General features: G+C 46.2%; 20 protein-coding genes. 10 read left to right on the top strand and 10 right to left on the bottom strand.

Features of this window, described 5'->3' with window-relative positions:
- Positions 1 to 7 precede the first annotated feature (7 nt).
- From ACF8EG_RS07335 to ACF8EG_RS07345, 3 genes are all read right to left on the bottom strand, one after another.
- Positions 8 to 523, bottom strand: coding sequence for a protein disulfide oxidoreductase (locus tag ACF8EG_RS07335; protein WP_069504651.1), 516 nt, complete (start codon positions 521 to 523; stop codon positions 8 to 10).
- Positions 520 to 2,631 (bottom strand): protein-disulfide reductase DsbD, encoded by a 2,112-nt coding sequence (locus tag ACF8EG_RS07340; RefSeq protein WP_069504654.1) that lies wholly within the window; start codon positions 2,629 to 2,631, stop codon positions 520 to 522. The genes ACF8EG_RS07335 and ACF8EG_RS07340 overlap by 4 nt, the downstream gene beginning before the upstream one ends.
- A 61-nt stretch (positions 2,632 to 2,692) precedes the next feature.
- Positions 2,693 to 3,091: a hypothetical protein gene (locus tag ACF8EG_RS07345; protein WP_069504656.1), complete on the bottom strand. Its 399-nt coding sequence runs from the start codon at positions 3,089 to 3,091 to the stop codon at positions 2,693 to 2,695.
- A 140-nt stretch (positions 3,092 to 3,231) separates the two neighbouring features.
- Between ACF8EG_RS07345 and ACF8EG_RS07350 the strand changes: the two genes are divergently transcribed.
- A complete protein-coding gene (locus ACF8EG_RS07350; RefSeq protein WP_069504658.1) occupies positions 3,232 to 4,128 on the top strand; it encodes a LysR family transcriptional regulator in 897 nt (298 codons plus the stop codon).
- A 19-nt stretch (positions 4,129 to 4,147) separates the two neighbouring features.
- Here the strand turns inward: ACF8EG_RS07350 and ACF8EG_RS07355 are convergent, their stop codons facing one another.
- Positions 4,148 to 4,759, bottom strand: a complete 612-nt coding sequence (locus tag ACF8EG_RS07355) for a response regulator transcription factor (protein WP_005457930.1) — start codon at positions 4,757 to 4,759, stop codon at positions 4,148 to 4,150.
- A 20-nt stretch (positions 4,760 to 4,779) separates the two neighbouring features.
- Entirely contained in the window at positions 4,780 to 6,615 is a 1,836-nt protein-coding gene (locus ACF8EG_RS07360) for a sensor histidine kinase (protein ID WP_069504660.1), read from the bottom strand.
- A 178-nt stretch (positions 6,616 to 6,793) separates the two neighbouring features.
- Here ACF8EG_RS07360 and dsrO point away from each other — a divergent pair, with 178 nt between their 5' ends.
- From dsrO to ACF8EG_RS07400, 8 genes are all read left to right on the top strand, one after another.
- Complete coding sequence (gene dsrO, locus ACF8EG_RS07365) at positions 6,794 to 7,561, top strand: sulfate reduction electron transfer complex DsrMKJOP subunit DsrO (RefSeq protein WP_023585286.1); 768 nt, start codon at positions 6,794 to 6,796, stop codon at positions 7,559 to 7,561.
- Complete coding sequence (gene nrfD, locus ACF8EG_RS07370) at positions 7,558 to 8,688, top strand: NrfD/PsrC family molybdoenzyme membrane anchor subunit (RefSeq protein WP_069504662.1); 1,131 nt, start codon at positions 7,558 to 7,560, stop codon at positions 8,686 to 8,688. Before dsrO ends, nrfD begins: the two co-directional genes overlap by 4 nt.
- A 16-nt stretch (positions 8,689 to 8,704) precedes the next feature.
- Entirely contained in the window at positions 8,705 to 11,797 is a 3,093-nt protein-coding gene (locus ACF8EG_RS07375) for a tetrathionate reductase subunit A (RefSeq protein ID WP_069504665.1), read from the top strand.
- Between the two features lie 212 nt (positions 11,798 to 12,009).
- A complete protein-coding gene (locus ACF8EG_RS07380; RefSeq protein WP_373897354.1) occupies positions 12,010 to 12,573 on the top strand; it encodes a cytochrome c in 564 nt (187 codons plus the stop codon).
- An 8-nt stretch (positions 12,574 to 12,581) separates the two neighbouring features.
- Positions 12,582 to 13,634, top strand: coding sequence for a c-type cytochrome (locus tag ACF8EG_RS07385; protein ID WP_069504669.1), 1,053 nt, complete (start codon positions 12,582 to 12,584; stop codon positions 13,632 to 13,634).
- Between the two features lie 313 nt (positions 13,635 to 13,947).
- Positions 13,948 to 15,279, top strand: coding sequence for a paraquat-inducible protein A (locus ACF8EG_RS07390; RefSeq protein WP_005494620.1), 1,332 nt, complete (start codon positions 13,948 to 13,950; stop codon positions 15,277 to 15,279).
- Positions 15,272 to 16,918 carry an intermembrane transport protein PqiB gene (pqiB, locus tag ACF8EG_RS07395; RefSeq protein WP_025545886.1) on the top strand — a complete coding sequence of 549 codons (1,647 nt, stop codon included), beginning with the start codon at positions 15,272 to 15,274 and terminating at the stop codon, positions 16,916 to 16,918. Before ACF8EG_RS07390 ends, pqiB begins: the two co-directional genes overlap by 8 nt.
- Positions 16,918 to 17,496: a membrane integrity-associated transporter subunit PqiC gene (locus tag ACF8EG_RS07400; protein ID WP_029802349.1), complete on the top strand. Its 579-nt coding sequence runs from the start codon at positions 16,918 to 16,920 to the stop codon at positions 17,494 to 17,496. The genes pqiB and ACF8EG_RS07400 overlap by 1 nt, the downstream gene beginning before the upstream one ends.
- Positions 17,497 to 17,587: 91 nt before the next feature.
- Here ACF8EG_RS07400 and ACF8EG_RS07405 read toward each other — a convergent pair whose 3' ends face one another.
- The 4 genes from ACF8EG_RS07405 to ACF8EG_RS07420 are packed head-to-tail and all read right to left on the bottom strand — an operon-like array spanning position 17,588 to position 21,781.
- Positions 17,588 to 19,312 carry a glycosyltransferase family 39 protein gene (locus ACF8EG_RS07405; RefSeq protein ID WP_069504671.1) on the bottom strand — a complete coding sequence of 575 codons (1,725 nt, stop codon included), beginning with the start codon at positions 19,310 to 19,312 and terminating at the stop codon, positions 17,588 to 17,590.
- Positions 19,309 to 19,977 (bottom strand): TVP38/TMEM64 family protein, encoded by a 669-nt coding sequence (locus ACF8EG_RS07410; RefSeq protein ID WP_029802351.1) that lies wholly within the window; start codon positions 19,975 to 19,977, stop codon positions 19,309 to 19,311. Before ACF8EG_RS07410 ends, ACF8EG_RS07405 begins: the two co-directional genes overlap by 4 nt.
- Positions 19,974 to 20,723 (bottom strand): glycosyltransferase family 2 protein, encoded by a 750-nt coding sequence (locus ACF8EG_RS07415; RefSeq protein ID WP_029802352.1) that lies wholly within the window; start codon positions 20,721 to 20,723, stop codon positions 19,974 to 19,976. Before ACF8EG_RS07415 ends, ACF8EG_RS07410 begins: the two co-directional genes overlap by 4 nt.
- Positions 20,724 to 20,776: 53 nt before the next feature.
- The gene (locus ACF8EG_RS07420) at positions 20,777 to 21,781 is read right to left on the bottom strand and encodes an NAD-dependent epimerase (RefSeq protein ID WP_069504673.1); all 1,005 of its coding nucleotides are present in this window, start codon (positions 21,779 to 21,781) and stop codon (positions 20,777 to 20,779) included.
- Between the two features lie 490 nt (positions 21,782 to 22,271).
- Between ACF8EG_RS07420 and ACF8EG_RS07425 the strand changes: the two genes are divergently transcribed.
- Positions 22,272 to 22,511, top strand: coding sequence for a hypothetical protein (locus ACF8EG_RS07425; RefSeq protein WP_015297020.1), 240 nt, complete (start codon positions 22,272 to 22,274; stop codon positions 22,509 to 22,511).
- Positions 22,512 to 22,582: 71 nt separating this feature from the next.
- On the opposite strand, the gene ACF8EG_RS07430 is transcribed toward ACF8EG_RS07425, so the two are convergent.
- Positions 22,583 to 24,421, bottom strand: a complete 1,839-nt coding sequence (locus ACF8EG_RS07430; protein WP_005457989.1) for an extracellular solute-binding protein — start codon at positions 24,419 to 24,421, stop codon at positions 22,583 to 22,585.
- Positions 24,422 to 24,707: the final 286 nt, after the last annotated feature.

Here is a 24,707-nt window from a genome sequence, read left to right on the forward strand (position 1 = left end):
TATTTCGTTATCGAGCCAACCAAATTCTCGCCAATATTCCTATCGGCGTTGTGATGCCTGTCGTAATAGAGGTCACTTCACCATTTCTTAAAATATAAATGGTTGGAGTCACGTTAATTTTCCATTCACGCATAATATCGCTTGAAGGATCGTTTATGTTTTCAAAACGATATTCTTTTGCCTGCATAAACTGCGCCACGCGCTCATTCGGCCCCGATGAGCCAGAAACGCCAACTACGGCATAGTCATCACTCAGCCAGCTCACGCTTGGGCTTACAAATTTACAAGCGGGACACCAAGTCGCCCAAAAATAAATAACGACAGGTTGTTCATGACTTTGCGCGATTGCATTGAAGTATTCACCATCGCTCAATACTGAGCTCAATGGTGGTGCCTCCTGTTTCGGAATATCTTTGGTGCGATACCAATCCATCGCGATAGAAATAGCGGTGACAATGAGCACCACCTGTACGATTTGAACGAGCCAATATCGGAATGTTCTACGCTGCTTTGTCGAACTCATTGAATGGTTCCCCCACTCGCTTGTTTCACCGCGCTTAAAACAACATCATCAGTCAGAATAACAGGTAACGGGATACCTTGTGGCGCCGCCGGGCCATAGACGATGTTAAACGGCACACCGTAACGCCCATGAGCTCGTAAAAAGTCCGTTACCGAGCCGTCCGGATGTGTCCAATCCCCTTTTAACGTCGCCACATTAGGGCTTTGCAGCAATGAGTAGACAGGATCTTGCCAGATCACGCCGATCTTGTTCGCTTTACACGTGACACACCAATCCGCAGTCACATCCACAAACACCACTCGCCCATTATTGACGTGCTGTTCGATCGCCGAGTTGGAAAGCTTCTGCCATGTTAAGTCCTCAGGAAGTGGTGTCGCCCATTGATTTGCGGTGACACTGCCAAGTAGCAGCCCGCCAGCAATTAAGATAAGCGATGCAGAACCGGATACCACGAGTGCTTTATCGCCATGAACGCGTTTAACGCGAATCATCAGAACAATAAACGCGACTAAACCGACGAGAATGACCCAAAACACTGGTAGGTGATTGGCCATCAAAGACAGTAGCCAAACGCTGGTGGCCAACATCATCACACCAAATACGTTTTTGACCACGTTCATCCACTGACCCGGCTTCGGCAATTTAAGCGCAATGCTTGGGAAAATTGCCACCATAATCCAAGGCAGCGCCATCCCCAACGCTAAGGCGGTGAAAATTGCAAACAGCGTAACCACATCGGCACCCAAAGCAAACGCCACGGCCGTTCCTAGGAAAGGCGCAGAACAAGGCGTAGCAAGCAAGGTTGCAAACATCCCTTGCACATAGTGTCCAGCTAACGAGTTGCCGCCTTTCGACGCGAGCCATGTACTGGTGCCAGACGAAAGACGGATTTGAAACAGTCCTAGCATGTTGGCGCCAAACAAACCTGTCACCAGAACCATTAATCCTAAAAACCAAGGGCTTTGGAACTGAACGCCCCAGCCAATGGCATTACCTGTCAGTTTGAGCGCCAAAATAAAACCAGCGAGAATCCAAAACGACGTTAAGATGCCAAGTGAAGACGCAACAAACTGAGCGCGGATTTGACGACGCTCGATACCTTGAGCGGCAACAATACTACTGAGCTTCATCCCCAAAACCGGAAGAACGCAAGGCATGATGTTGAGAATCAAACCACCGAGCAAAGCGAACAGAAAAATACTCACTACAGACGTGCTCGGCAGTGGGTCTACTATCGCCTCGGCTATTGCTTGAGTGGTTTCTTCTGCCAACAAGTTGGCGTCTTTGATGGTCACAAACAGCGACTGATCACTTAACTCCACATCGCCTAACCAAGTATCCACCAAATAGCTCGCGGTAACGGTATTTCCCTCTTGATGTATACCTTCAAGCTTGAAGCTATAGTCTCGCGTTGCCTCATCGACACCGTCCACCAACACTTGTGGTTGGTTCCAACCTTGAGTGTTCGTGAGCTTGATTTGCAACTTCGATTGGTTTGCATCCCAACTTGCTTGAGTGACATCAATAAACGGCGATGGCTGGGGCACATTGCTCACCGCTTGGGCGTAACTGAACATCACCTGCTCGTCGATTTGCAGCTCAGAAGGCAGGAAGGTCAGTTGAATTTGATAGTCCGTCAACACACAGATGGTGGTGCAGGAAGAGAGCGTGAGCACTGCATCAATCGTGACGGGTTTCGACATATTGTCGATATGCAGCGTCATTGGGAACAAAGTGTCTCCTTTGTAACCGAGAGTCTCAATGCCCAATAACTCGAACTTTTGCGGATATGGCCATTGCCAATCAACCTTGCTCAGGTTTTGCGAGTTTTGCCAATCTATCGATGGCGCGACACCCCCCTCGCCCGGCGATCGCCAGTAAGTTTTCCAGTCTCCGCTCAGCTTAACATCCAAATAACCAGTGAGCGTTTTTGCTTGCGGATCTTGCTGACCAGTCAAAACAAAACGCGTTTGCACAGGCGGATGCTGTGGATTGGTCATCCATCCCGTATCGGTAGTTTGCGCCGAGAGATTAAGAGAGAACAAACCCAATACCAACGCCATAAAGAACATGGATGCGAGTTGAGTCGCTTTAGTAATATGATTCATAGTGATTCCTAATTAATAACAAGTGTAGAAAATGGCTGGCGTTTTCGGCCAGAATCACTTGTCATTCTCGGAACACACAAAAGGTAAGATGAATTCGATGTTTGTCGTAGATGGGCTCAGTCCATTGCCTTGCGTTAACAAAGGCACTGCATCGCCAAACTGCGGCTAAAACAATGCCAATGAACAAAACGACAATGAAGGCTTCGAGCTGATGCTGGGTAAACTGAATCAACTTTTCAGACAGTTCACACTTACTCGGCTCTTTGACTTTATCAGCTTTCACAACATGAGCATCATCGCTAGATAAAGCAGAAACCAAGGTTTGGTCATCACTCATCGAGCATGCCGAAACCAAACCAGAATTTTGCATCAGACACACGACGGTGACCCAGCCAATCATTGCTAGCAGCCATTTCGCGCGCTTTTGAGGCGTGCCTTGTCGTGAAATCAATAAGCTCATAAAAAGTCAGATAAAGATGGAAACGCAGAAAATAATACGCAAGTTGTCGTAAAGCTCAAGTCGTTCGACCTTGCTTGCCGATATGATTGGTAAATAATTGTGATAACCTTAAACCCATCGCTTTTTGCAACACGCTCATTATGCTCAATAAAGTTAATCTCGCCGACATTCGCTCGTTTGTTTTGATCGCCCAACTTGGCAACTTCACCAAAGCGGCGGAAGCTCTGTCCGTTTCTCGATCTCACGTTTCTCGCCAGATCAGCGGACTTGAAGCGCAAATGGGCGTAACACTACTCAACCGAACCACACGCACGCTGCGTTTGACTCATGCCGGCGAGCGCTTTTATCACGACTGTGAAAAAGCTTTGCGAGACATCGACCAAGCGTTGATTGCCGCCGTCGATGATACTCAAGAGATTCGCGGCGTGATTAGAGTGAACTGTGTGGGTGGCTACATCGGCGAAGACATCATCGCCAAATACGTGTGTGAGTTTATGCAACAGTACCCGAACGTCAGCATTGATTTGGACTTTTCTTCGCCTCGTATTGACTTGATTGAAGATCAGTTTGATGTCGCATTTCGCATGGGGGAATTGGATGATGCAGGGTTTGTCGCGCGCAAGCTGATGACGGTTGACATGGTGACGATCGCAAGCCCGAGCTATGTGCAGCAATATGGCATGCCAAAACACCCAAAAGAGCTGGCCGAACATCGAACTCTGACTGGTTCGGTTACGCGTTGGAACTATCGTAAAGCAGAGAACCCAAATGACCACGCCGATGTGGTCGTAAAAGGCAACTTGCGCTGTAAAAATGGACGAGCGTTAGTCATGGGCGCGCTGCACGGCAACGGCATTATTCGTGTTCCACTGAGTTACTGTGCAGAAGAAGTGGAGCTAGGCCAACTGATAAAAGTGATGCCAAATTGGGAAATTCCGTCGGTGCCCTTTTCCGCCATATTCCATCGAGATCGCTATCAACCGAAACGACTGCGAACTTTTATCGATTTCATCAAACAGAAGTTTGAAGATTCCTAATCTTACAGCTCAGCTCTCGCTAGATGGGATTCTCCAACTTGCCATAAATGTAGGCCAATTCTGCGACGGTTTTGGCTGAGAACTTTTTCAGTAAGCTGGCTCGATGAACTTCCACCGTTCTCATTGCAATGCACAGCTCATCCGCAATTCGAATATTGCGCTTACCAGCAATGATCAAACGTAAGATATCTTTTTCGCGCGGCGTTAGTGATTCATACGCCGCTCTTGCCGCCACCATATCGAGGCTCGCCGCCGACTGCATCTGACCATGTAATATTGCTTGAGCCAGTTCATCGCCTTTAACTGGTTTTTGGAAAAAGTTGACCGCCCCAGCTTGCAACGCATCGACCGCCATCGGTACATCACCATGACCGGTCAGATAAATCACCGCTAATGGGCTGTGCGCCTCATTCAAAAATTGATGAACTTGCTGACCACGAAGGTTAGGCATTCGGCTATCAAGGATCACGCATCCGGCCTGATGAATGTTCACTTCGTCGAGAAAAGATTGCCCATCAGCAAAAGTCGTCACGTTAAAGTCATGCTCCTCCAGCATAAAAGCCAGCGAATCACGTACCGATTCATCGTCGTCAACCACATAAACAGGCAGCTGCTTTTCACTGCTGATCATTAACTGCTCCTAAATACCGATTAGTTTTGATAAGGAAACACAAGCTCAACCAAACAGCCGTGCGGCGTGGTCGAAGCAATGAGAAACTCGCCGCCGTGCATTTCCATTACGTCACGACAAATCGCCAGCCCCAGCCCAAGCCCTTCAGCTTTAGAGCTCACAAAAGCTTGGGTCGGATTATCTTGCTGTAACCCAGTGCCGTTATCCAATATGCGAATAGAAAGCTGGTTAGCTTGGTAGTCACAATGCAGGGCAATTTTACCTTGGTAGTCCGACGAGTGGTATTTCTCCTGAAACAAAGCACACGCATCAATGGCGTTGTTGATCACATTAACCAAAACCTGCTGAACGCCCACGGAGTCTGCCAGTGGAGGACGTATCTCTCCTTCAACGCTAGTCACAATGGCGACGTTCTGCTTTTGCATTCGAAAATGAAGCAGCTCAATGGTGTCTGCAATCAAGGCTTGAATATCGCATGGTGTCTTATCAACACTGCGTTTGCGTATCAACGTTCTTAAACGCTGAATGATGGCATCGGCTCGTTCCACTTGCCCCTGTATTTTCTCTAGCACAGGCACAATATCTTCATGCGGACGCTTCTTTGCAAGACGCAGCAACCCACCTTCACTGTAATTACGAATGGCTGCCAGCGGTTGATTTAATTCATGAGCCAGACTGCTGCCAATTTCCCCGACAATCGCCACTCTTTGTGAATGTTCTAACTGCTCGCTTTTCTCTTTCAGCCTTAGCGATGTCAGCTCTAATGCTTGTTTGCTTTTGCTAAAACGATACTCAAGCCAAAAGTGGTACGCGTTCAATACAATCACAAACATGAACAGTGCCCATGCCCATTCTTGATGACTGCGCAACCAGCGCAGCGCCTCACTCCACCAAGGTTGCTGCAATGGATGTAAATCCAACGCCTGATAGAGTTTATCGATGCTCAACAAGCTAACGGGCGATGTCCAGCCTGACGCGCTAGCGGCAATAATGGCGGGGTGCTCTGGTGGCATAGCAAGCAAGACTTGCGCGATTTTTTTCGCCAGAAGAGACGAGCCGCGTTCTGTTTTGGCAAACGACCAGTTTGGATATAACGGCGTAGAAACGGCGCACGAAGAATGTTCATTTGGCTGTTGGTTTAAGACTCGAAAATCATCGTGCTGTAACAGACCTTCATTTTGCATCTGTTCCAGTAGACAAGCAGGCACGACAGCGGCTTCAACATTGCCGTCACGTAATTGGTAGAGATTGGCATCAATTGGGAAACCGAGATAGCGAACATCCGCAAAAAAGTCATTCGGATCGAGTCCCATTTCCACGATTTGATAGCGCAGTGTCAGATAACCACCAAACGCTTTTTCGGACACTGCCGCGACAGGAAATCCAGAAACATCTTTTAATGTTTGGTATGGCGAATTTGCCCGAACCACCAGCGCAGAACCAATACTATAGTTCGAGTTTTGCGGTGCGCGCCCCGTCAATGTTGCCATCCATGACAACGCATATTGTCTGCCCAAGCGCACAGCCTGACCTGGGTTGGTTAAGATGAAGTCCATGGTCTGAAACTTCACCGCCTCCCCCATTTCGTCCAAATTGAGAGGGTGCAGTTCAAAGTACACATCCGAGATTTGCTGGTTGAGCCAATCGATGGTCGGTTGCCATCTCTGCTCGGCATAAAGGTGACCACGTATCGCTAACACGCCCACTTCGACTTTCTGCTTGGCCTCTGGCTGCACTGCCTTTTGCTCCTGCATTTCTTGCAGATATTCTTGTTCAGAAACAGAGCCCTGAGCTAAAGATGCAAAGACAACCAAGCACAGAATCCAAAACTGAAGCAACCGTGGCGTTTTGTTCATGATGAGTCGAATCGTTCCTTCGAAAATAATGGAGCAAGAATAACAGCTACCTTCCGTAAACCACATTTGTTTTAGATCAACTTTGATCTGGGTATGTGGAAATCCACTATATCGACCTCGCAGCGCATTTCTCACAATGGAATCAGTCAGTTCAAATTCAACTAACAGCAGGTGAGTTATGGATTCCACCAAACGTCGCTTTCTTAGCGTCATTACAGCGGGTGCCGCGTTGATCCCCATTGCAGGTATTGGCACCGCAACCGCGGGCAATGTTATTCGCAACAATCAATCCGCCGACCGAAAAGGACAAGTCGGAAAACGTTACGCCATGGTGATCGATTTACGTAAATGCGTCGGCTGCCAAGCGTGCACCGTAGGTTGCAGTATTGAAAACCAAGCGCCAATCGGTCAGTTCCGAACCACAGTGAAACAATACGAAGTCACGCTCAATGACGGTTCCACAACCACACAAGAAGCAAAGGCCTTTATGCTGCCTCGGCTTTGTAATCACTGTGATAACCCGCCGTGCGTAGCCGTTTGTCCCGTTCAAGCAACCTTTCAGCGAGAAGATGGCATTGTCATGGTGGATAACAGTCGCTGCGTAGCGTGTGCGTATTGTGTACAAGCCTGCCCTTACGATGCGCGTTTTATCAATGAAGACACGCTCACCGCAGACAAATGTACCTTCTGTGCACACCGCTTAGAACAAGGTTTGTTACCCGCTTGTGTGGAAACCTGCGTGGGCGGCGCTCGCGTGATTGGTGATTTGAATGATCCGTCAAGTGAAGTCCGCCGCTTAATTGCGAAGCACCAAGACGACATCAAAGTGCTAAAGCCCAATGAAGAGACCAAGCCGCATGTGTTTTACATCGGCATGGATGAACGCTTCACCAGCCACATCGACGGGCAGCCAGCTATTTACGACCCACAAGGAGAGCGCGCATGAACATCACCGAAGTGTTAGTCCAACCTCAAGCAATGGCTTGGCTCCCGTGGGCGGTGCAGTACTTCTTTTACATCGGTTCTGCTTACGCTGCCGCTATTTTGTTCCTAATCGCACTGTTATTTGAGCAACACACCAGTCATCGGTTACGCGCCGCGCTGGTGCTAACGATGGCCATCGGCGCTATCGTAGGTCCGTTGGCGTTAACTGGCGACCTTCACCAGCCGGGACGAGCTTGGCATTTTTACGCGCACATCACGCCGTGGTCATGGATGTCTCTAGGCTCACTGTTCCTGCCTGTTTTTTCTGCGCTGGCGATTGCGACAGCATGGCTGTATCTGCGTCAGGATCTTATCGCACTGCGAAATCAACCGGGAAAAGTACTACCTCTGTTATCTAAGTTGTCGCTTGGTGAATGGGCTATTTCTCGCAAAGTGATGCTCACAATATCTGCAATCACCGTGTTATCAGGCTTAACCATCGCCGTTTATACTGGAGCTGAAATTGCAGTCGTAAAATCACGTTCATTATGGCACCAACCCGCGTCACCAATTCTTTGGTTTGTCACTGCATTTATGGGCGCCGTCGGATTTTCTCTGCTGATTTGGTTACTGCTGCCTAGCCAATCGAAAACTCTCACTTCTGGTGATAACAATTTACTCAAAAAGTCACTGGTAACGAGCGGCGTTCTGACGCTGATTCTCCTACCCATTTGGGCATCCAACAATTCCGCATTTTCGCTCTATTCTAGCGAACAATGGATGCACAACATTGCCTTGCTCACTTTTGTCGTTTTAGGTTGTGTTTTGCTCGCCTTCATCTTCTTGCGCGATACCCAAAAGTCCACATCAGCCAGATTTCGTCACGTCATAGGGCTCGGCTTTGTGTCTGCTGCCGCATTGGCAAGCGCGTGGCTGATTCGCTGGTTCACCATCATGGAAGTACAAACCATCGCCAAGTTCGATGCAGGGCTGTATCCATACCAACTCACTATGGATGGAAATGGCTGGATAGGCATTATCGGCATGCTCGGATTATGGCTTGCTCTGGCACTGCTCGGCTCAGAGCTGGTTCAGCCAAAACAAGATATCGAAGCAAACGCATCATCACTCACCTTAACTGAACGCTAATCAAGAGGATTTCATTATGGATAACAAACGCCGTCAGTTTTTGAAATCAGGCCTTGCAGTCGGTGGGCTTGGTGCATTTGCTGCAGGTTACGCCACCACAACCAAACACATGGTAGAAGGTGCGCTGGAAGGCACTGCTGGGCAAAAGACCCGCGATATTCACCACGGCAATTCCCTCGAACCAGAATACGCCGTCAATGACCAAGGTAATCTGATCCCAAATCCAAACCAGCGTGTTGCGCCATCGATGTGTTTTGGTTGTTGGTCACTGTGTGGATTGCGTGTACGCATTGATAACCGCAACGACGAGATCTTGCGCATCACTGGCAACCCATATCACCCACTCTCTCATCAACAACACATTCCTTTCGAAACGCCAGTCAAAGATGCTTATTTGAGTTTGGCAGGAGAAGCGGGCCTTGAAGGTCGTTCCACCGCCTGTGCAAGAGGAAACGGGATGCTAGAAATTCGCAACAGCCCGTACCGCATTACTCAGCCGCTGAAACGAGTTGGCAAACGCGGCGAAGGAAAATGGGTTCCGATCAGCTACGAGCAATTGATAGAAGAAGTCGTTGAAGGTGGTGATTTATTTGGTGAAGGCCATGTTGATGGCTTACGCGATATTCGCGATTTAACAACGCCCGTTGATCCTGAAAACCCAGAATATGGACCGAAAGCCAACCAATTGTTAATGACCAACGCTGGTAACGAAGGCCGAGACGACATATTCAAACGCTTCGCGTTCAACAGCTATGGTACGCGTAACTTTGGGCATCATGGCTCTTACTGCGGCTATGCATTTCGTGCTGGCAGCGGCGCATTTATGAACGATTTAGATAAGAACGCACACTTAAAGCCAGACTTTGATAATGCGGAATACATCATCTTCATCGGTATGTCGCCAGCTCAAGCGGGTAACCCTTTTAAGCGTCAGGCGCGCCAACTCGCCAATGCGCGAACAGAAGGCGGCTTGGAATACACCATCATCACACCAAGTTTGCCGGCGGGTTCATCGAGCTTGGCAGCAGGTGACAATAACCGCTGGATACCAATCAAACCGGGCACCGACTCTGCCCTCGTGCTTGGCATGATCCAATGGATCATCGAAAACCAACGCTACAACAAAACCTTCTTGGCGCAGCCGGGAGCAAACGCGATGAAACGAGCCGGCACCGCGCACTGGTGTAATGCTACACATCTCGTGATAAGCGATGAGCAGCACCCGAGAAACGGCACGTTTTTACGCGCATCGGATCTGAATCTGCCATTCGAGGGCAAAGCGTTGTCTGACTCCGACCCGTACATCATCGTGGATGATCAAAGCGGCGAATTTGGTGTGCATACCCAGACAGGAGAAGCGGCACTGTTTGTCGATAAAACGGTTTCGCTTGCATCAGGCGAAGTACGAGTAAAATCGTCTCTACAAAGGCTCAAAGAAGAGGCGTTTAAATACAGCCTTGCGTTCTACAGCCAACAATGTGAGATCCCTGTTGAGCAAATCGCAGAACTAGCGAAACGCTTCACAAGCTATGGCACAAAAGCGGTGGTCGATACCCACGGTGGCAACATGCACACCAATGGGTTCTATAACTCGTTTACCATCATGATGCTCAATGCATTGATTGGTAATATCAACATGAAAGGCGGCGCGATGGCCAAAGCGGGTGGCTACCCGACTTCCGCTGCGGGTCCTCGTTACGACTTCACCAAATTTGAGGGCAAAGTCGGCCCGAAAGGCGTCTTTCTATCGCGCAGTAAATTCCCCTACCACAAAACCAGCGAATACAAGCGTCGCGTTGAGGCAGGAAAATCCCCTTACCCAACTCGCGCACCTTGGTATCCGTTTGCCGCGCCACTGCTGACAGAACACCTATCTGCGGCTATTGATGGTTATCCATATCGCGTTAAAGCGTGGATCAACCACATGGCGAACCCGATGTATGGTGTACCCGGTTTGAAAACACTGCTGGAAGACAAGCTTAAAGATCCAAAGCAGATCGGTTTGATTGTGTCTGTTGATGCATTCATTAACGAAACCACCGCGTTGTCGGATTACATTGTGCCGGACACCGTTACTTACGAAAGCTGGGGCATGGCAACGCCTTGGCACGATGTTCCGGTGAAAACCGTCACCGCTCGTTGGCCGATAGTGGAAGCGCGAACAGAGAAAACCGCCGACGGTCGCTCGATTTGTTTAGAGAACTTCCTGATTGATGTTGCTAAGAAAATGCAGCTGGGCGGTTTTGGTGACAATGCAATTCAAGATGCACAAGGCAACTGGCACGCTCTCCATCGCGCCGAAGATTTCTATTTGCGAGCTGCGGCAAACTTGGCTTATGTGAAAGGTGGCGTGCCTGAAGTTTCGGCAGAAGACATTGCGTGGTCAGGCTTAGAGCGTTTAATGCCAGCGATGCAAAGCACGCTAACAGCGGATGAGATGAAACGAGTGGCGTTTATTTTTGCTCGCGGCGGACGCTTTGAAAATGCAACCGAAGCGTATCAAGGTGCGCAAATGAAGCACAAATGGACACGACCTGTTGCGATATGGAATGAACGTGTCGGCAGCGCAAGAAACACTATGACGGGGGATTTCTACATGGGTTGCCCAACATGGCATCCACAAAAACTGGCCGACGGCACACCAATGGAAGAACAGTTCCCAAGCTCAGAATGGCCTTTCAGCCTGACTAACTTTAAATCCAACATTCACAGTGCGGTATCCAACCTATCGCCAAGGTTGAACTCGATCAAAGGCGTAAACCCAGTGTACATCCATCCAATCGATGCCGAACGCGCAGGCATTAAAACGGGTGATGAGTTTGTTATCGAGACTCCATCTGCAAGCACCAAAGCACTTGCGATGATAGTCAACGGAATTCGCCCTGGCACACTCGGATTTGAACATGGGTTTGGTCATACCGAGCTAGGACAACGCTCGCACTGGATCGGCGATAAACAGCAACCAGTAAAAACTCGCAGCCAAGATGGAGTCAACATTAACGACATCGGATTAATTGACCCAACCCGAGAAGGGAAAGGCGTGTTGTTAGATTGGGTGGTAGGAGCCGCTGCTCGCCAATCATTACCAGCCAAAATCCGCAAAGCTTAGTAGACAACCAAACCTGAAGAGCTGCCATTTAGCAGCTCTTCACATCCTCTAAATATGTGGAAATCCACAATACCTTTAGTTATTGACAAAGCCGACAATACAGCACCCAAGTCACTATCACAGTAGACACTTGGAGATATTAATAACAATTAAAGTGAGTCAGCATGTCAAAAATACTACCTGTGGTGACGGCCTGTTTGCTGGCAACCACAATGGGCGCAAGCGCCTCGTCTATTCCTGAAAAAGCCAGCGTGTGCAGCGGTTGTCACGGCCAAGATGGCATGGGTCAACCAAACATTGCGCCTATGATTGCTGGTCTGAACGCGAATTATCTCAACACCCAAATAAAACTCTTCCTTAGTGGCGAACGACAAAACGTAGTCATGCAAGGCATGGCGAAAGAGCTTAGCGATCCTGCTGTTCGTAAAGAAGTCATGGATTACTTTGCTAATCTTCCAAGCTACGAGTTCACTAACCCAGAGCAACGCGGCGACCAAGCCGACATTCGTAACCCGTATCGTAAATTGATCTTCCAAGGCGATTGGGATAGAAACATTCCAGCTTGCGCGACTTGTCATGGAGCCAGCGGAATGGGCGTCGACAAATTCCCTCGCCTCGCAAGCCAACATGCTGATTACTTAAAAACGCAATTGATGGCATGGAAAAACGGCACTCGCAGTGGTGACCCGCTCAATATGATGGGCATTATCGCGAAAAATCTCACTGACGAAGAGATTGAAAACCTTTCCTACTACTTTGCCTCATTACGTTACTAGGAGCAGACATGAAACGTTTCTATTCTTTGCTCACATTGCCTCTCATCTCTGCTGCTACTTTGGCCAACGAGCCACTGCCGGATCGTCAAATTGAACTGCCCGCGGTAAAAAAAGAGAATCACGGTGAATATTTGCAGCCTCGCGATCTGAGTAAAATTCCAAACACCGCATTTGGTGAGCAAGTAAAACGTGGTTACTCGCTCTTTGTTAACTCGCAACAGATGCGCGGTAAATACGTTGGCAATGAGCAAAACTGTGTGAACTGCCATATGGAAGCAGGACGAAAAGCCAATGCAGCGCCGCTGTGGGCGGCTTACATGGCCTACCCGGCTTATCGCAAGAAAAACGATCGCGTAAACAGCTACGCAGACCGTATTCAAGGTTGCTTCGAATACTCCATGAACGGCAAAGCCCCCGCTTACGACTCACCCGAAATTGTTGCCCTCAGCGCTTACGCTTATTGGTTAGCAATGGGTGGATTACTCGATAGTTATGGTATGAACGATGAAGCGGTGCCAGAGCTAGACATTAAAGCTCTCCAAGTGGGTGGTAAAACGCAAAACTTCCCTTTGCCAGATGCTATCGCTCAAGCATTACCGGTTAAAGAGCGCGGCAACCTAGCAGGACGTGGCTACCCAAAAATCGCCGCACCGAAGCAAGAACCATCACCAGAGCGAGGGGCTTTAGTCTATGAAAAGAACTGCGAGACTTGTCATCGCGCCGACGGCTCGGGTATCAAAGGCACCGACGGCCATTCTTACATTCCTCCGCTTTGGGGCGAATTTGCGTATAACTGGGGCGCAGGTATGCACCGCATTAACACAGCGGCCTATTTTATTTATGAGAACATGCCACTTGGAAAAAGTGTGCAGCTGACTGAGCAAGAAGCTTGGGACGTTGCTGCGTACATCAATAGTCACGAACGCCCACAAGATCCTCGATTTAAAGGCAGCGTCACCGCAAATGCTGAAAAATACCACCAGCACCAAGGTTACTACGGCAAAACACTAAACGGTAAGCAAATAGGTAAAAACGCATTTGCAAGCGGAACGGTTGAATAGCAACGTTAGAGCTTGCCGTATAGCTACATCCTTATATACATTCCTGCCCTATGCTTGGGCAGGTTCTTTCTCTCCCTCATCCCAAAAATCACCATTTCATTTGCTTCACTCAAACCACTTCTATGCGGTAACGACTTCCCAATTTCAAACCCTAGCAGTAAAATGTTGCATACTTTTCAGCGTCGCTTGGCATGTTTTAGCAACACGCGCACGGCGATTGCAAAAGTAAGAAACTCGTAAACTCCTGAATCAACACAAGCGTGTCTAGTGAAAACAGAGTATTCTTAGGACAAATGAATTCAAAACCTACCCAATGAGTATTCAACCTAATTCACGTCAGTTAATTTCTTGCGAAGAATGTGGCCTTGTCGTCCGCATTCCGGAGATCGAGCAAGGGCAAAAAGCTCAATGCCCTCGATGTTCGCATTCACTTACAAAAATTAACGCCAAGCCTTATCAAAGCGTGATTGCGGTATCGTCTGCGTGTTTGATCATGCTGGTGCTCAGTATCTCTTTCCCATTCATGTCATTCAGCGTGCAAGGGTTGTCGCAAGAGATCACTCTACTTCACGCAGCCAAAATGCTGGCTGAATTTCAAAACGCTCTTCTTGGTGCGCTTCTGCTCGCGACGGTCGTCGTTTTGCCAGCTATCTATGTGGGTTTGATCCTTTTTCTGCACCTTGAGGCGTTAAAAGTTCGCAACCATCCGCCGTCTAAAAAGCAGCAGCGTATGGCCAAAATACTTTGCCGAATTCTGTTTCGAGTTGAACCGTGGTTAATGGTCGATGTGTTTTTAATTGGCGTATTGGTGAGCTTAATTAAAATTGCGTCTCTGGCCGACATCGGTATGGGCAGCTCGTTTTGGGCGTTTTGTGTATACACGATATTGGTAGTGAAATGCATTTCGATGGTCGATAAAAGCTGGCTGTGGGGGCACTTTATTCCGGCAATCGAGTTACCAAGCGTCAAAGAAGGTGACACTCACCACAACCACAATCACATCGGTTGCCACACTTGCCACCAACTCAATCCCATCGAGGATAAAAAACATCAGCGCTGTATTCGCTGTTACAGTCGACTTCACGAATACAACCCCAGCGAGAACCTACAAAAAGCGTGGGCATTGTTGTTTGCCTCGGTGATTTTTTATATCCCAGCAAACCTCTACCCTATGATGTACACCGTCAGTCTTGGGCACTCAGAAGGTTCAACCATAATGGAAGGCGTCATCTTGCTGTGGCATTTAGGCTCCTACCCTATCGCCATGGTGATTTTCTTCGCGAGTGTGTTTATCCCGATGGCGAAAATGTTGGCGTTGGCGTGGTTGTATTACAATGCGCAAAAGGCTCAATACCTTCCTCCTGAAGAGAGTATTTCGCGCTTAAAGATATACCGATTAACCGAATTCATTGGCCGTTGGTCAATGATCGATATTTTTGTTGTCGCCATTTTGGTTGCACTGGTTCAGTTGCAAAACTTAATGGCAATTTACCCCGGCCCTGCTGCATTATCTTTTGCCGCAGTGGTCATTTTCACCATGCTCTCTGCGATGATTTTTGACTCCCGTTTGTTGTGGCAACTACCACAGAGCGAAGTGCAAGAGCCGATGACTAATAACCTAACTGAGAAAGCCAAATATGAGTGATGAGAACAACGCAACCGCTCAAATAAAACCGCAAAAGCAGATTTCTGCTATTTGGATTGTTCCGATCCTTGCGCTAGCCATGGGAGCGTGGATGCTGTTCCAATACATCAACAGTACTGGCCCACAAATTACTTTACAGCTGCCAACTGCGGATGGGATTGAAGTCGGCAAGACAGAAATCCGCGCACTGAATGTAAAAGTGGGACTGATCACTGAAGTCACACTCAGTGAGAACTACGATCACATCATCGCCAAAGCGCAGATGAATAAAGACGCGGAGCGCATGCTGCGAGATGACACCATGTTTTGGGTGGTGAAGCCGCGCATTGGCCGTGATGGCGTCTCTGGTTTGGAAACTCTTCTCTCCGGTGCTTACATTCAATTGCAACCGGGCAGTTCTGAGGTCGAAAAAGATCATTTCGCAGTTCTGGATGTGCCACCTGTCGCTTCGCCTGACGCTGAAGGTCTGCGCATTGTCTTGACTCACCGTGAAGCAGGTAAGCTTGGTGTGGGTGACCCGGTTATTTATAAAGGCTTTACGGTGGGGCGAGTAGAGAAAACCAGCTTTGACGTAGATACACGCCGTGCTCTTTACCAACTTTTCATCTTTAAGCCTTACGACAGTTTAGTGCGCACTCGCACCAAATTCTGGCTCAATTCAGGCCTCGATCTACAGTTGAATGCGGAAGGGTTTGAAGTGAAATTTGGCTCGCTTGAAAGCCTTCTTACTGGTGGCGTCACCTTTGATAGCATTCCAGGAATGGAGTCGGGTGAACCACTTACCCAAGATATGACGAACTTCCGCTTGTACGACGATGTAAAACAACTGCGTGAAGGTATGTACGATGATTATATTGAATTCGTTATGCTTTTCGATGAATCAGTACGAGGACTTAAGCGTAAAGCGCCCGTCGAATATCGTGGATTAAGAATAGGTACCGTAATGCGTGTACCAATGCGCCTTCCGACACCAGAAGAGAACTTTTCTGCTAAAAAAATCCCTGTCTTGGTACGTATCGAGTTAGGTCGCGTTTATGGCGACTTCCAATCTCAATCTTTGCCGATGTTAAAAGAGAAATTGAAAAGTGAGTTTGCAAAAGGTTTACGCGGTACTTTAAAAACGGGCAACTTATTAACAGGCGCACTGTATGTTGACGCTGACTTCTATCCCGATGACGAGCCTTACGTGCCGAGTACGTTTGCAGATTTGGATGTATTCCCTACAATGCGAGGTGGCTTTGCACAGGTTCAGCGCCAAGTAAATGACTTCTTAAACAAGCTTAATAACTTGCCAATGGAAGATACATTAACGTCTCTGAACGCAACGTTGAAAACGTCTGAGCGCACCTTGGCGTCCGCAGAAAAAGTGGCGAATAGCATAGATAAGCTCTTAAGCCAAAAAGACACACAAGAGATCCCTGCAGATATTCGCCAAAGCTTGCAGCAACTGCAAAAAACGCTGGATGGATATGGCCCTAACTCGACAATGTACAGTGAGATGGAATCGACATTGAAAGAGCTAGAGAAGGTGATGACGGAATTCAAACCTGTTTTAAAACAGCTAAATGAAAAACCAAACTCATTAGTATTTGGAGAAGATGAAGTGAAGGATCCAATTCCTGTTAGAGGGCAACAATAATGAAACGTGTATTTTTATTAGCGACAGCACTTGTAACCGGATTGACAGGATGCAGCAGCGCGCCAGAAACAACAGGGGCGCTGTATCTCCTACCTAAAGCTGAGACAAAAACGCCTAACCAGATGAGCGTTGCAGAACGACCTTTACTGGTGATTCGTCCGGCTCAACTCGCTAGCTACCTGAATGACAATAGTATTGTGTATCGCACATCAGATACTCAGATTGTTCAAGCCAAACGCCACCAGTGGGCTCAAAGTATTTCTGAGCAAATTACCCAACGTGTTGTGGCTGAGCTGCGCCAAAAACAAAGCGACTATTGGCCAATTGAAATGAATAATCTTCTGGATCAAAGTGGAGAATCCAAGCTTCAACTTAGTTTGAACAAGTTTAATGGTAGCTACCAAGGTAACGCGGAGATTGAAGGTGAATGGTTACTCATCGATGCAAGCGGCAACGTCGTTCGCAGCTCGCAAGTAAAAATATTGATGCCATTGCAAGATGAAGGCTACGACGCTCTGGTTGATGCACTGTCGGCAGGTTTGAACCAACTAACCGACGAGATGGCTGCGCAGCTATAGTAAATAGACATCAGATACGAAAGTCATCAGATAATAGAGGGGAGCATCACGCTCCCCTTTCTTGTTTATGTATGTTTAGCGGTTCAAGATATTAAGAATATGGCTTGTCGATATGTAGCTCATATCGTTTGATGCTTCTTGGTGGCTGACAGGATTCAAGCGCACTCTCGGCATCAAATAAAATCCAATCCCGGCGGTGGGCTTCCCCTAGTTTTTTCGCTTTGTTGGCATCGAAACATTCCATCTCATTCCCACCTTGGGTCAAGATATACCGATTCGGCTTTTCTTGTAGCCACAACCAAGCATTGCGCTCTTGCTCTTTGTGATCTGATAAATAGCTAAAATGTGTTACCGACACAGGTGAAAACAGCAAAAATTGCTCTTTAAATAGCGTCAGTCCTAACTCACCATCTTTACCGATTGCTTTTTGTGCTTCTGACATGATCTCTTTAGCTGGCGTGCGAACTGGGTTAAGCAATGTATAGCCCGCAACGCTATACCAGACCCAAGTCAGCGCAAGAGCCCCCCAAAAGGTATATCGAGCCTGTACCGTGCGCGTTTTGAAAAATGCGCCAACCCAAATCGCTGCGGCAACAAGAAAGAATACGACGTAAGGGAATATAGAATCGTACTCGCCTAAATGCTTCGTGACGGATTTAACCTCTAGACCTGCAACAACAGCGGCAGAAAACAAAACTACACTTAAAATCAAAACGATAGCTTTAAGTAATTTGTCGGTCCATTTAGGCCAAGCTTGGTTCGTTAACGCATAACCCGCAATAACAGCAAGCATTGGAAGCGCTGGCAATATGTAAACACCTCGCTTACCCGGGCTCAGACTAAAGAAAGCGATAACAAGCACAACCCAAGCAAACAAACTAAATAACGCAGGTGATAATCGTAGTTGCTGCCAACACTTCTTATTGAAGAACACCAAGTACAGTGGAAACCACATAACGGGAATCACACTGACAATAAAGTAATACCAAGGCTGAATGTGTCCCCAAGAGTTCGCATAACGCTCACCCGTTTGTTTAAACAAGATGTTGTCTCTGTAAGCAGCAAAATCAGGGTTATGACTGATCTCTACGATCGAAACCATAGGCACAAACCAACATGCAATGGTCAAAAGCATGAACACTGGGCCCAGTAATAGCTTCCATGAAACCGCATCTTCAAAATGGTGTCTGCCAGAAAAATGCAAAAACAAAACGGGTATCAAAAACAACGCGGGAAGAAATCCAACACCTTTTGTAATAATGCCAAGCCCCATAAATACCCAAGCCAAGCAATACCAAACCCAGTTGGTCTTAATATAGAAGTGTCGCAACAGCCCATACATGGAGATGGTGATCCACGCGGCTACCATCGCATCAATTTGCGCCGCTTTTGCTTGAATAATAAATTGTGGAGCAAGCAATAGTAGAAAGCCCACATTTCGCGCAGTTTTGACATTCCACAGCTTTGCGGAAATATCGTAACAGCACACCAAAGCAATTAGGCTGACAATCGCATTAGGTAACATGAACGTTGCTTTTAGGCTGCCGGTCAACCAATAAAAAGCCGCCATTGACCACATAAATACTGGCGGTTTATCGGGATAGAGCTCTCCCCCTCTGGTAGGAAAAAACCAGTTTCCCGATTGCACCATCTCTCGAGCAACTTCGACAAAGCGTGGTTCATCGGCAGGCCACGGGTCGCGTAACCCTATCCCCGAAAAAATAATGATGAAGGCGAGGAACAACAAAAACCATAAGGTTTGATAATAGTCATCACTTTGCCAAACTTGTCGACACTTGGACGTCACTAAGCTCATACTTCCTCTTCCATATTCAATAATTCGACACGACTTTTAATATGATCTCGATAGAGAAACCCTGTGAGTACCGCGCTAACGATACCAAAGAAAATACTGAGATATATCATTGTATTACTCGATGAATGAATACCAGCGCCCATCAATGCGAAGATGATAATTTGAGGCAAGTATCCCAACAGACTGGCGGAGATAAAGGCAAAGAACGGCACTCGGACACTACCCGATAAAACGTTGGTCACGACGTTATTCCCAATCGGAAACAAACGTAGCAAAAGGATTTTGTAAAACGGCTTACGACTCGCAAATGAATTAAAACGCGTCATTTTTTTTGGGAACCGTCGATATAGCCAATTTCCGATGAGAAAGCGCGCGCAGGCGTAGTTAAATGACGCCCCAAAAACACAAGCAAATAAGGTGATAAACACGCCTAATTGGACGTGGTATAAATAGCCGAATACCAATCCGATGGCTTGCTTTGGTCCACTCAACGACAAAAACACCACACTGAATGTGAAGATGACCACATGCCCTAAAGCCCCGTTTTTTTGAATGTAGCCAACCAGCCAGTTCTTATCTGTGAGGTGAGATAAAACGGGATTATCGAGCTGATTTGCTAACAAAACCCCAGCAAGTATAAGAAGTGCAAGCTTTAACCATTTCATTGTTTTGCATTTTCATTGGCAATGCTGACAGCTTTGATCATCGGATTTTTCGTGCGCTTTTGTAACCAGATCACACCAAACATATCAACAATCCCTACCCAAGCACGGTTCCATGCATTGTAATTGGAAGTGCCTGCTTCTCTGTCTCGGTGCGCGACTGGGTGAACGACGATCTCCCCGCCCATCGCTTTGATGAGTGCAGGCAAAAACCGATGCATATGATCAAAATACGGCAAGCGCAGATAAGTCGATTTAGGGATGACTTTAAGTCCACAACCAGAATCTGGAACACCATCACCTAGTAATGCATGACGCACTCTGTTCGCCACCTTCGATTGAAACCTAACCCAAGCTGTATCTAACCTTTTTGCTCGATAACCCGCGATGCAAAAATTCGGATTACTGACTTTAGCAGCAAGCTCAAGCATCTTAGGCATATCCGACGGATCGTTCTGCCCATCAGCATCGGAGGTAACAATCCACTCGCCTTTTGCATGTTTGACGGCAGTTAACACTGCTGTGCTTTGACCGCAACTCTGTTCGTGACTAACCACTTGCAGGTCACACCCACATCCTTTAGCAGCTTCAAGTGCCTCTTGCACCGTATCATCGGTACTACCGTCGTCCGTAATGACAATTTCGACGTTAGGGTATGCTTCTAAACTGGCATGAATTTCTTTCACTAACTTCCCGATATTTCCTTGTTCATTTTTTGCAGGAATAACGACTGATATACTCGGTAACATAGCTCTAACCTTATGTGAACTCTCGACCTTGAAAGTTCTGAATGACAAATCTTTTACTTGTTATAAAAATTCCGGTACCAAGCGACAAACTCGGCAATACCGTCTTCTACGGAAACTGACGGCCGGTAACCAGTGGCTTGATAGAAAGCTGTTGTATCAGCATAGGTTTGGTATACATCTCCTGGCTGCATCTCTCGATAATTCTTCTTTGCTTCTATTCCGAGTTCATTTTCTATTGCTTTGATAAAATCCATCAAACAAATCGGTGAACCATAACCAATATTGTAAATAGAATAAGGAGCAGAACTATCCGCTGGAGTACTATTTTCAAACTGCCATCGCTGATTAATTCTTGGTATGACATCAGAAATTCTGACTATCCCTTCGACAATGTCATTAATATGGGTAAAGTCCCTCCACATATCACCATTATTATTAATATCAATAGACTGACCGTTAATTATTTTCTCAGTAAAGATAAAAGGCGCCATATCTGGACGTCCCCAAGAACCATACACAGTAAAAAAACGTAAGCCTGTTGTAGGAAGTTGATAGAGATGAGAATAACTATGCGCCATCAATTCATTAGATTTTTTAGTCGCTGCATATAAAGAAACGGGGTGATCAACATTATCCGATGTAGAGAAAGGCACTTTATTGTTTAAGCCGTAAACGGAGCTGGAAGATGCATATATGAAATGCTTGATATGGCTTTTACGACAAGCTTCTAAGACGTTTAAAAATCCACTTAAATTCGATTCAGCGTAACAATGTGGGTTTACAAGTGAATATCTAACACCAGCCTGTGCGGCAAGATGGATAACTCTGTCAAACTTTTCTTTCTCAAATAAACGTTCTATTTCATTTTTATTTGATATATCCATATTAAAGAATCGAAATAATGGATTTTTTATAAAATTTAATCTTGCATACTTTAACTCAACATCATAATAGTCATTGATATTATCAATACCTATAACCTCATATCCTAATGAGTTTAGTTTTCTAATAGTTGCACTACCAATAAAACCTGCCGCACCTGTAACTAAGTACTTCATAAATTAACACCATAAGACGCATACAACAAAAATAGTAGTAATTTATTGATATGTAAAGCTAATTAACTAGCGCCACTTCTTGGTTATATTGAATTTAATGATGCTGTGATTTTGATCTAGATTATTATGAAAAACGAAGAAAAACATCCATCTTAATAGTGAAGTTAATTAGAAAGAGTATTTTTATTACGTTATTTATATTTCATATTTATTTAATGAAAACTCAATTATTTCCATTCATAATCTACATTTGATAAAGAATAAAAATACTTACTTCGGTTTTACATTAAGCATAATATCGCCATCCAAGCATTAGATGCTTAGACTTTCTGCTAGCTCACCTCTATCTCAAAGCGTTTGACACTGGTACGAACTGCACAAATTGATCTCCATCAGTCTGTGCTCCACAGGTTAGTGATACTCTACCGCCAAATATAAAGCCCACGTCCTATGGCTCAGCAAAGCCTGTAGATAAGGTCATTAAGTAGCAATGTCGATTAATATTTCAGATCTAACGAATGCACTAACTAAAGTCGAAAACGTTCATAAAGTTCAGTTGGAAAACGTCCATCAGTTTTTCAAAACAAATGAAGCTTTATCAATCGAAACATTCAGTCAAATCATCGCCTGTGATTCTATTGATGAACGATTTAAAACGATCGACAAAGCGTTTTCGCCCCTAGGTGATGTAAAAACTTACCTATTAGAGGCGTCTTACTTAGTTAGCTAACGCAGCATAATCCACAAACAAAAAGCCCCACTCATATGGTGGGGCTTTCTTTCTATCTTAGTCAGTAACGATTACAGCTTGTAGCGGTCATCAATCACGGTGACTTCTGGGAAGGATTTACCGCTCTTCATGGCTTTTTCAGTCTCTTTCTTAACGGATTCATCAATCCAGAAGTTACCGATATCCATTGGGTGCAGAACCCATTCAGTTGCTTTAGTCATGCCATCTTTGGGAATTTTAACCCAACGCCAATGTGCTACACGTGAGTAAGGCACCATGTATCCAGGAACAATAATATTTGCTTCTTTTACGTATTCTTGAATCTGGTGCGACAGCTCATAACGTTTATTCTGATCAAACTCTGCATCATACGCTTCGATCAACTTATCGAGTTCTGGGCTACTGTAGTTGGTGTGAGCATTGGTTTGCGGCTTGTTCGCATTGTCAGAATGCAAGTACTCCCAGTAAGCTGGAATCTCGCCAGATCCCATGTTCAGGAATGCCAGCTGGTGCTTCTTCTCTAGAATGTACTTAAACGCAGATGAACCATCGACCAAGTTCAATGTGAACTCTAGACCTGCCAGCTTCGCTTGCTCTTTTAAGTATGCAATACGAGGTGTCCATGAGTTGTAACCGTACGTAATCGCAAAGCTTAAACGTTGGCCTTTGTCGTTTACGCGAATACCATCTGAACCTAAAGTATCAAAACCTGCTTTTTCGAAATGCTTAACCGCAGCATCGACATCAAACTTTGGCGGTGTGTTGTTTGGATCGTCATACTCACCATGACCAAAGCCCAAACCATGTGGCTTACGTGAGTAGTCACCACGCATGATGTTCTCTATCATGCCATCAAAATCTGTTGCAGCCATGATGCCTTTGCGCACTTCAAGATTATCCAACAAAGGCATTGCCGTATTCATCCATACGCCACCAGCGCCTTGTGGTGATTGGTTGAATCCCCAATACTTTTGGATATAACCTTTTTTGTAAACATCAGTGTTCGTTTTATCGTGCCAAAAGCTTGGTAGCACCATTTCAAAGTAATCGAGATTACCTTTTTCGAAGTGCTTCATCGCAATGTCAGGATCGCGAATAACTGTGATACGGACTTTCTCTACGTTATAACGGTTCTTGTAGTAACGATTGTTGTAGCCCCACCAATCTTCACCAACATGCTTAAAGGTAACACTTTTCCCTTTTTTAACCTTATCTAGGTAGTATGGTGCTGCCGTTGGTTCAGCTTTGAAGTTGAATTTACGTACAAAGTTATCCGGCATGCCATCGTTGTTTTCATCCTTCTCACCTTTGAAAAAGTGTTTTGGACGAGGTTGGAAGCCATTGCTTGGCATATTAATCATGACCATCAGAGAATCATGACTCTGTGCAACCGCTAAATTAACACGGATGGTGTAATCATCAATTTTTTCCACGCTAACAATGCTGTTGGTAAAAAAGTCATTGTACCAAGGGTCAATAATGTCTTTTGAGGTGTAGTACTGCATCATAAAAACATAATCATCGGCCGTGATCTTCTCACCATCAGACCATTTTGCAGTGTCATCAAGCTTAAAATAAACCGTTTTATTATCTTCACCAAATGCCCATGACTTAGCCAATTGAGGAATCCACTTACCCGTATTTGGGTGACGTTGAGCCATTTTTGGCGTGCCATCCATCAAATATTGACGCAATCCAGAGTTAGCATCCGGGCCAACACTACGTAATGTCTGTGGGAAACTTTCGATGTAAGTGCGGTAAGTTCCACCATAAACGGCTTCTTCCGAAGCAAATAACGGCTCATTATTATTTGAAACCCACTCGATATCAGCAGGCAACTCAGCTGCATGCAGTTGGAAACTGACAGCAGTCAGTGCAGCCAAAACTGAAAATGGCATTTTTTTGGTCATATTTCTTCCTTGTTGTGTTTGCGCACTAAGGTCAGTACAAGGAAGACGAGTGTGAAGCTCACGATAGGCTGCGGACACGATAGTACGCAGATAGGAAATAATAGGAGCATAATATAAAAGCGACATCCTGCCGACTTCTATATTGATTTCAAAGAGTTTCACCAGGTCATCCTAGACCTTACAACGCAGTGAATGCATCTTCGACATAGTATTCGTTACCTATTTGTAACGCAAGCCATCTACAGCACATGGTTGCATTTTCGGCTTATCATTATCAATTATGTTA

It is taken from the genome of Vibrio sp. YQ_11, assembly GCF_043103065.1.
In the GTDB taxonomy this organism is placed as follows: domain Bacteria; phylum Pseudomonadota; class Gammaproteobacteria; order Enterobacterales; family Vibrionaceae; genus Vibrio; species Vibrio parahaemolyticus.

Excerpts from the sequence above, each read along its gene's own strand:
- ACF8EG_RS07335 (WP_069504651.1), bottom strand. The coding sequence starts at position 523 with ATGAGTTCGACAAAGCAGCGTAGAACATTCCGATATTGGCTCGTTCAA.
- ACF8EG_RS07340 (WP_069504654.1), bottom strand. The coding sequence starts at position 2,631 with ATGAATCATATTACTAAAGCGACTCAACTCGCATCCATGTTCTTTATG.
- ACF8EG_RS07390 (WP_005494620.1), top strand. The coding sequence starts at position 13,948 with ATGAGTATTCAACCTAATTCACGTCAGTTAATTTCTTGCGAAGAATGT.
- ACF8EG_RS07420 (WP_069504673.1), bottom strand. The coding sequence starts at position 21,781 with ATGAAGTACTTAGTTACAGGTGCGGCAGGTTTTATTGGTAGTGCAACT.
- ACF8EG_RS07400 (WP_029802349.1), top strand. The coding sequence starts at position 16,918 with ATGAAACGTGTATTTTTATTAGCGACAGCACTTGTAACCGGATTGACA.
- ACF8EG_RS07360 (WP_069504660.1), bottom strand. The coding sequence starts at position 6,615 with ATGAACAAAACGCCACGGTTGCTTCAGTTTTGGATTCTGTGCTTGGTT.
- nrfD (WP_069504662.1), top strand. The coding sequence starts at position 7,558 with ATGAACATCACCGAAGTGTTAGTCCAACCTCAAGCAATGGCTTGGCTC.
- ACF8EG_RS07415 (WP_029802352.1), bottom strand. The coding sequence starts at position 20,723 with ATGTTACCGAGTATATCAGTCGTTATTCCTGCAAAAAATGAACAAGGA.
- ACF8EG_RS07385 (WP_069504669.1), top strand. The coding sequence starts at position 12,582 with ATGAAACGTTTCTATTCTTTGCTCACATTGCCTCTCATCTCTGCTGCT.
- ACF8EG_RS07430 (WP_005457989.1), bottom strand. The coding sequence starts at position 24,421 with ATGACCAAAAAAATGCCATTTTCAGTTTTGGCTGCACTGACTGCTGTC.
- ACF8EG_RS07410 (WP_029802351.1), bottom strand. The coding sequence starts at position 19,977 with ATGAAATGGTTAAAGCTTGCACTTCTTATACTTGCTGGGGTTTTGTTA.
- ACF8EG_RS07345 (WP_069504656.1), bottom strand. The coding sequence starts at position 3,091 with ATGAGCTTATTGATTTCACGACAAGGCACGCCTCAAAAGCGCGCGAAA.
- ACF8EG_RS07425 (WP_015297020.1), top strand. The coding sequence starts at position 22,272 with ATGTCGATTAATATTTCAGATCTAACGAATGCACTAACTAAAGTCGAA.
- pqiB (WP_025545886.1), top strand. The coding sequence starts at position 15,272 with ATGAGTGATGAGAACAACGCAACCGCTCAAATAAAACCGCAAAAGCAG.
- ACF8EG_RS07375 (WP_069504665.1), top strand. The coding sequence starts at position 8,705 with ATGGATAACAAACGCCGTCAGTTTTTGAAATCAGGCCTTGCAGTCGGT.
- ACF8EG_RS07405 (WP_069504671.1), bottom strand. The coding sequence starts at position 19,312 with ATGAGCTTAGTGACGTCCAAGTGTCGACAAGTTTGGCAAAGTGATGAC.
- ACF8EG_RS07350 (WP_069504658.1), top strand. The coding sequence starts at position 3,232 with ATGCTCAATAAAGTTAATCTCGCCGACATTCGCTCGTTTGTTTTGATC.
- dsrO (WP_023585286.1), top strand. The coding sequence starts at position 6,794 with ATGGATTCCACCAAACGTCGCTTTCTTAGCGTCATTACAGCGGGTGCC.
- ACF8EG_RS07380 (WP_373897354.1), top strand. The coding sequence starts at position 12,010 with ATGGGCGCAAGCGCCTCGTCTATTCCTGAAAAAGCCAGCGTGTGCAGC.
- ACF8EG_RS07355 (WP_005457930.1), bottom strand. The coding sequence starts at position 4,759 with ATGATCAGCAGTGAAAAGCAGCTGCCTGTTTATGTGGTTGACGACGAT.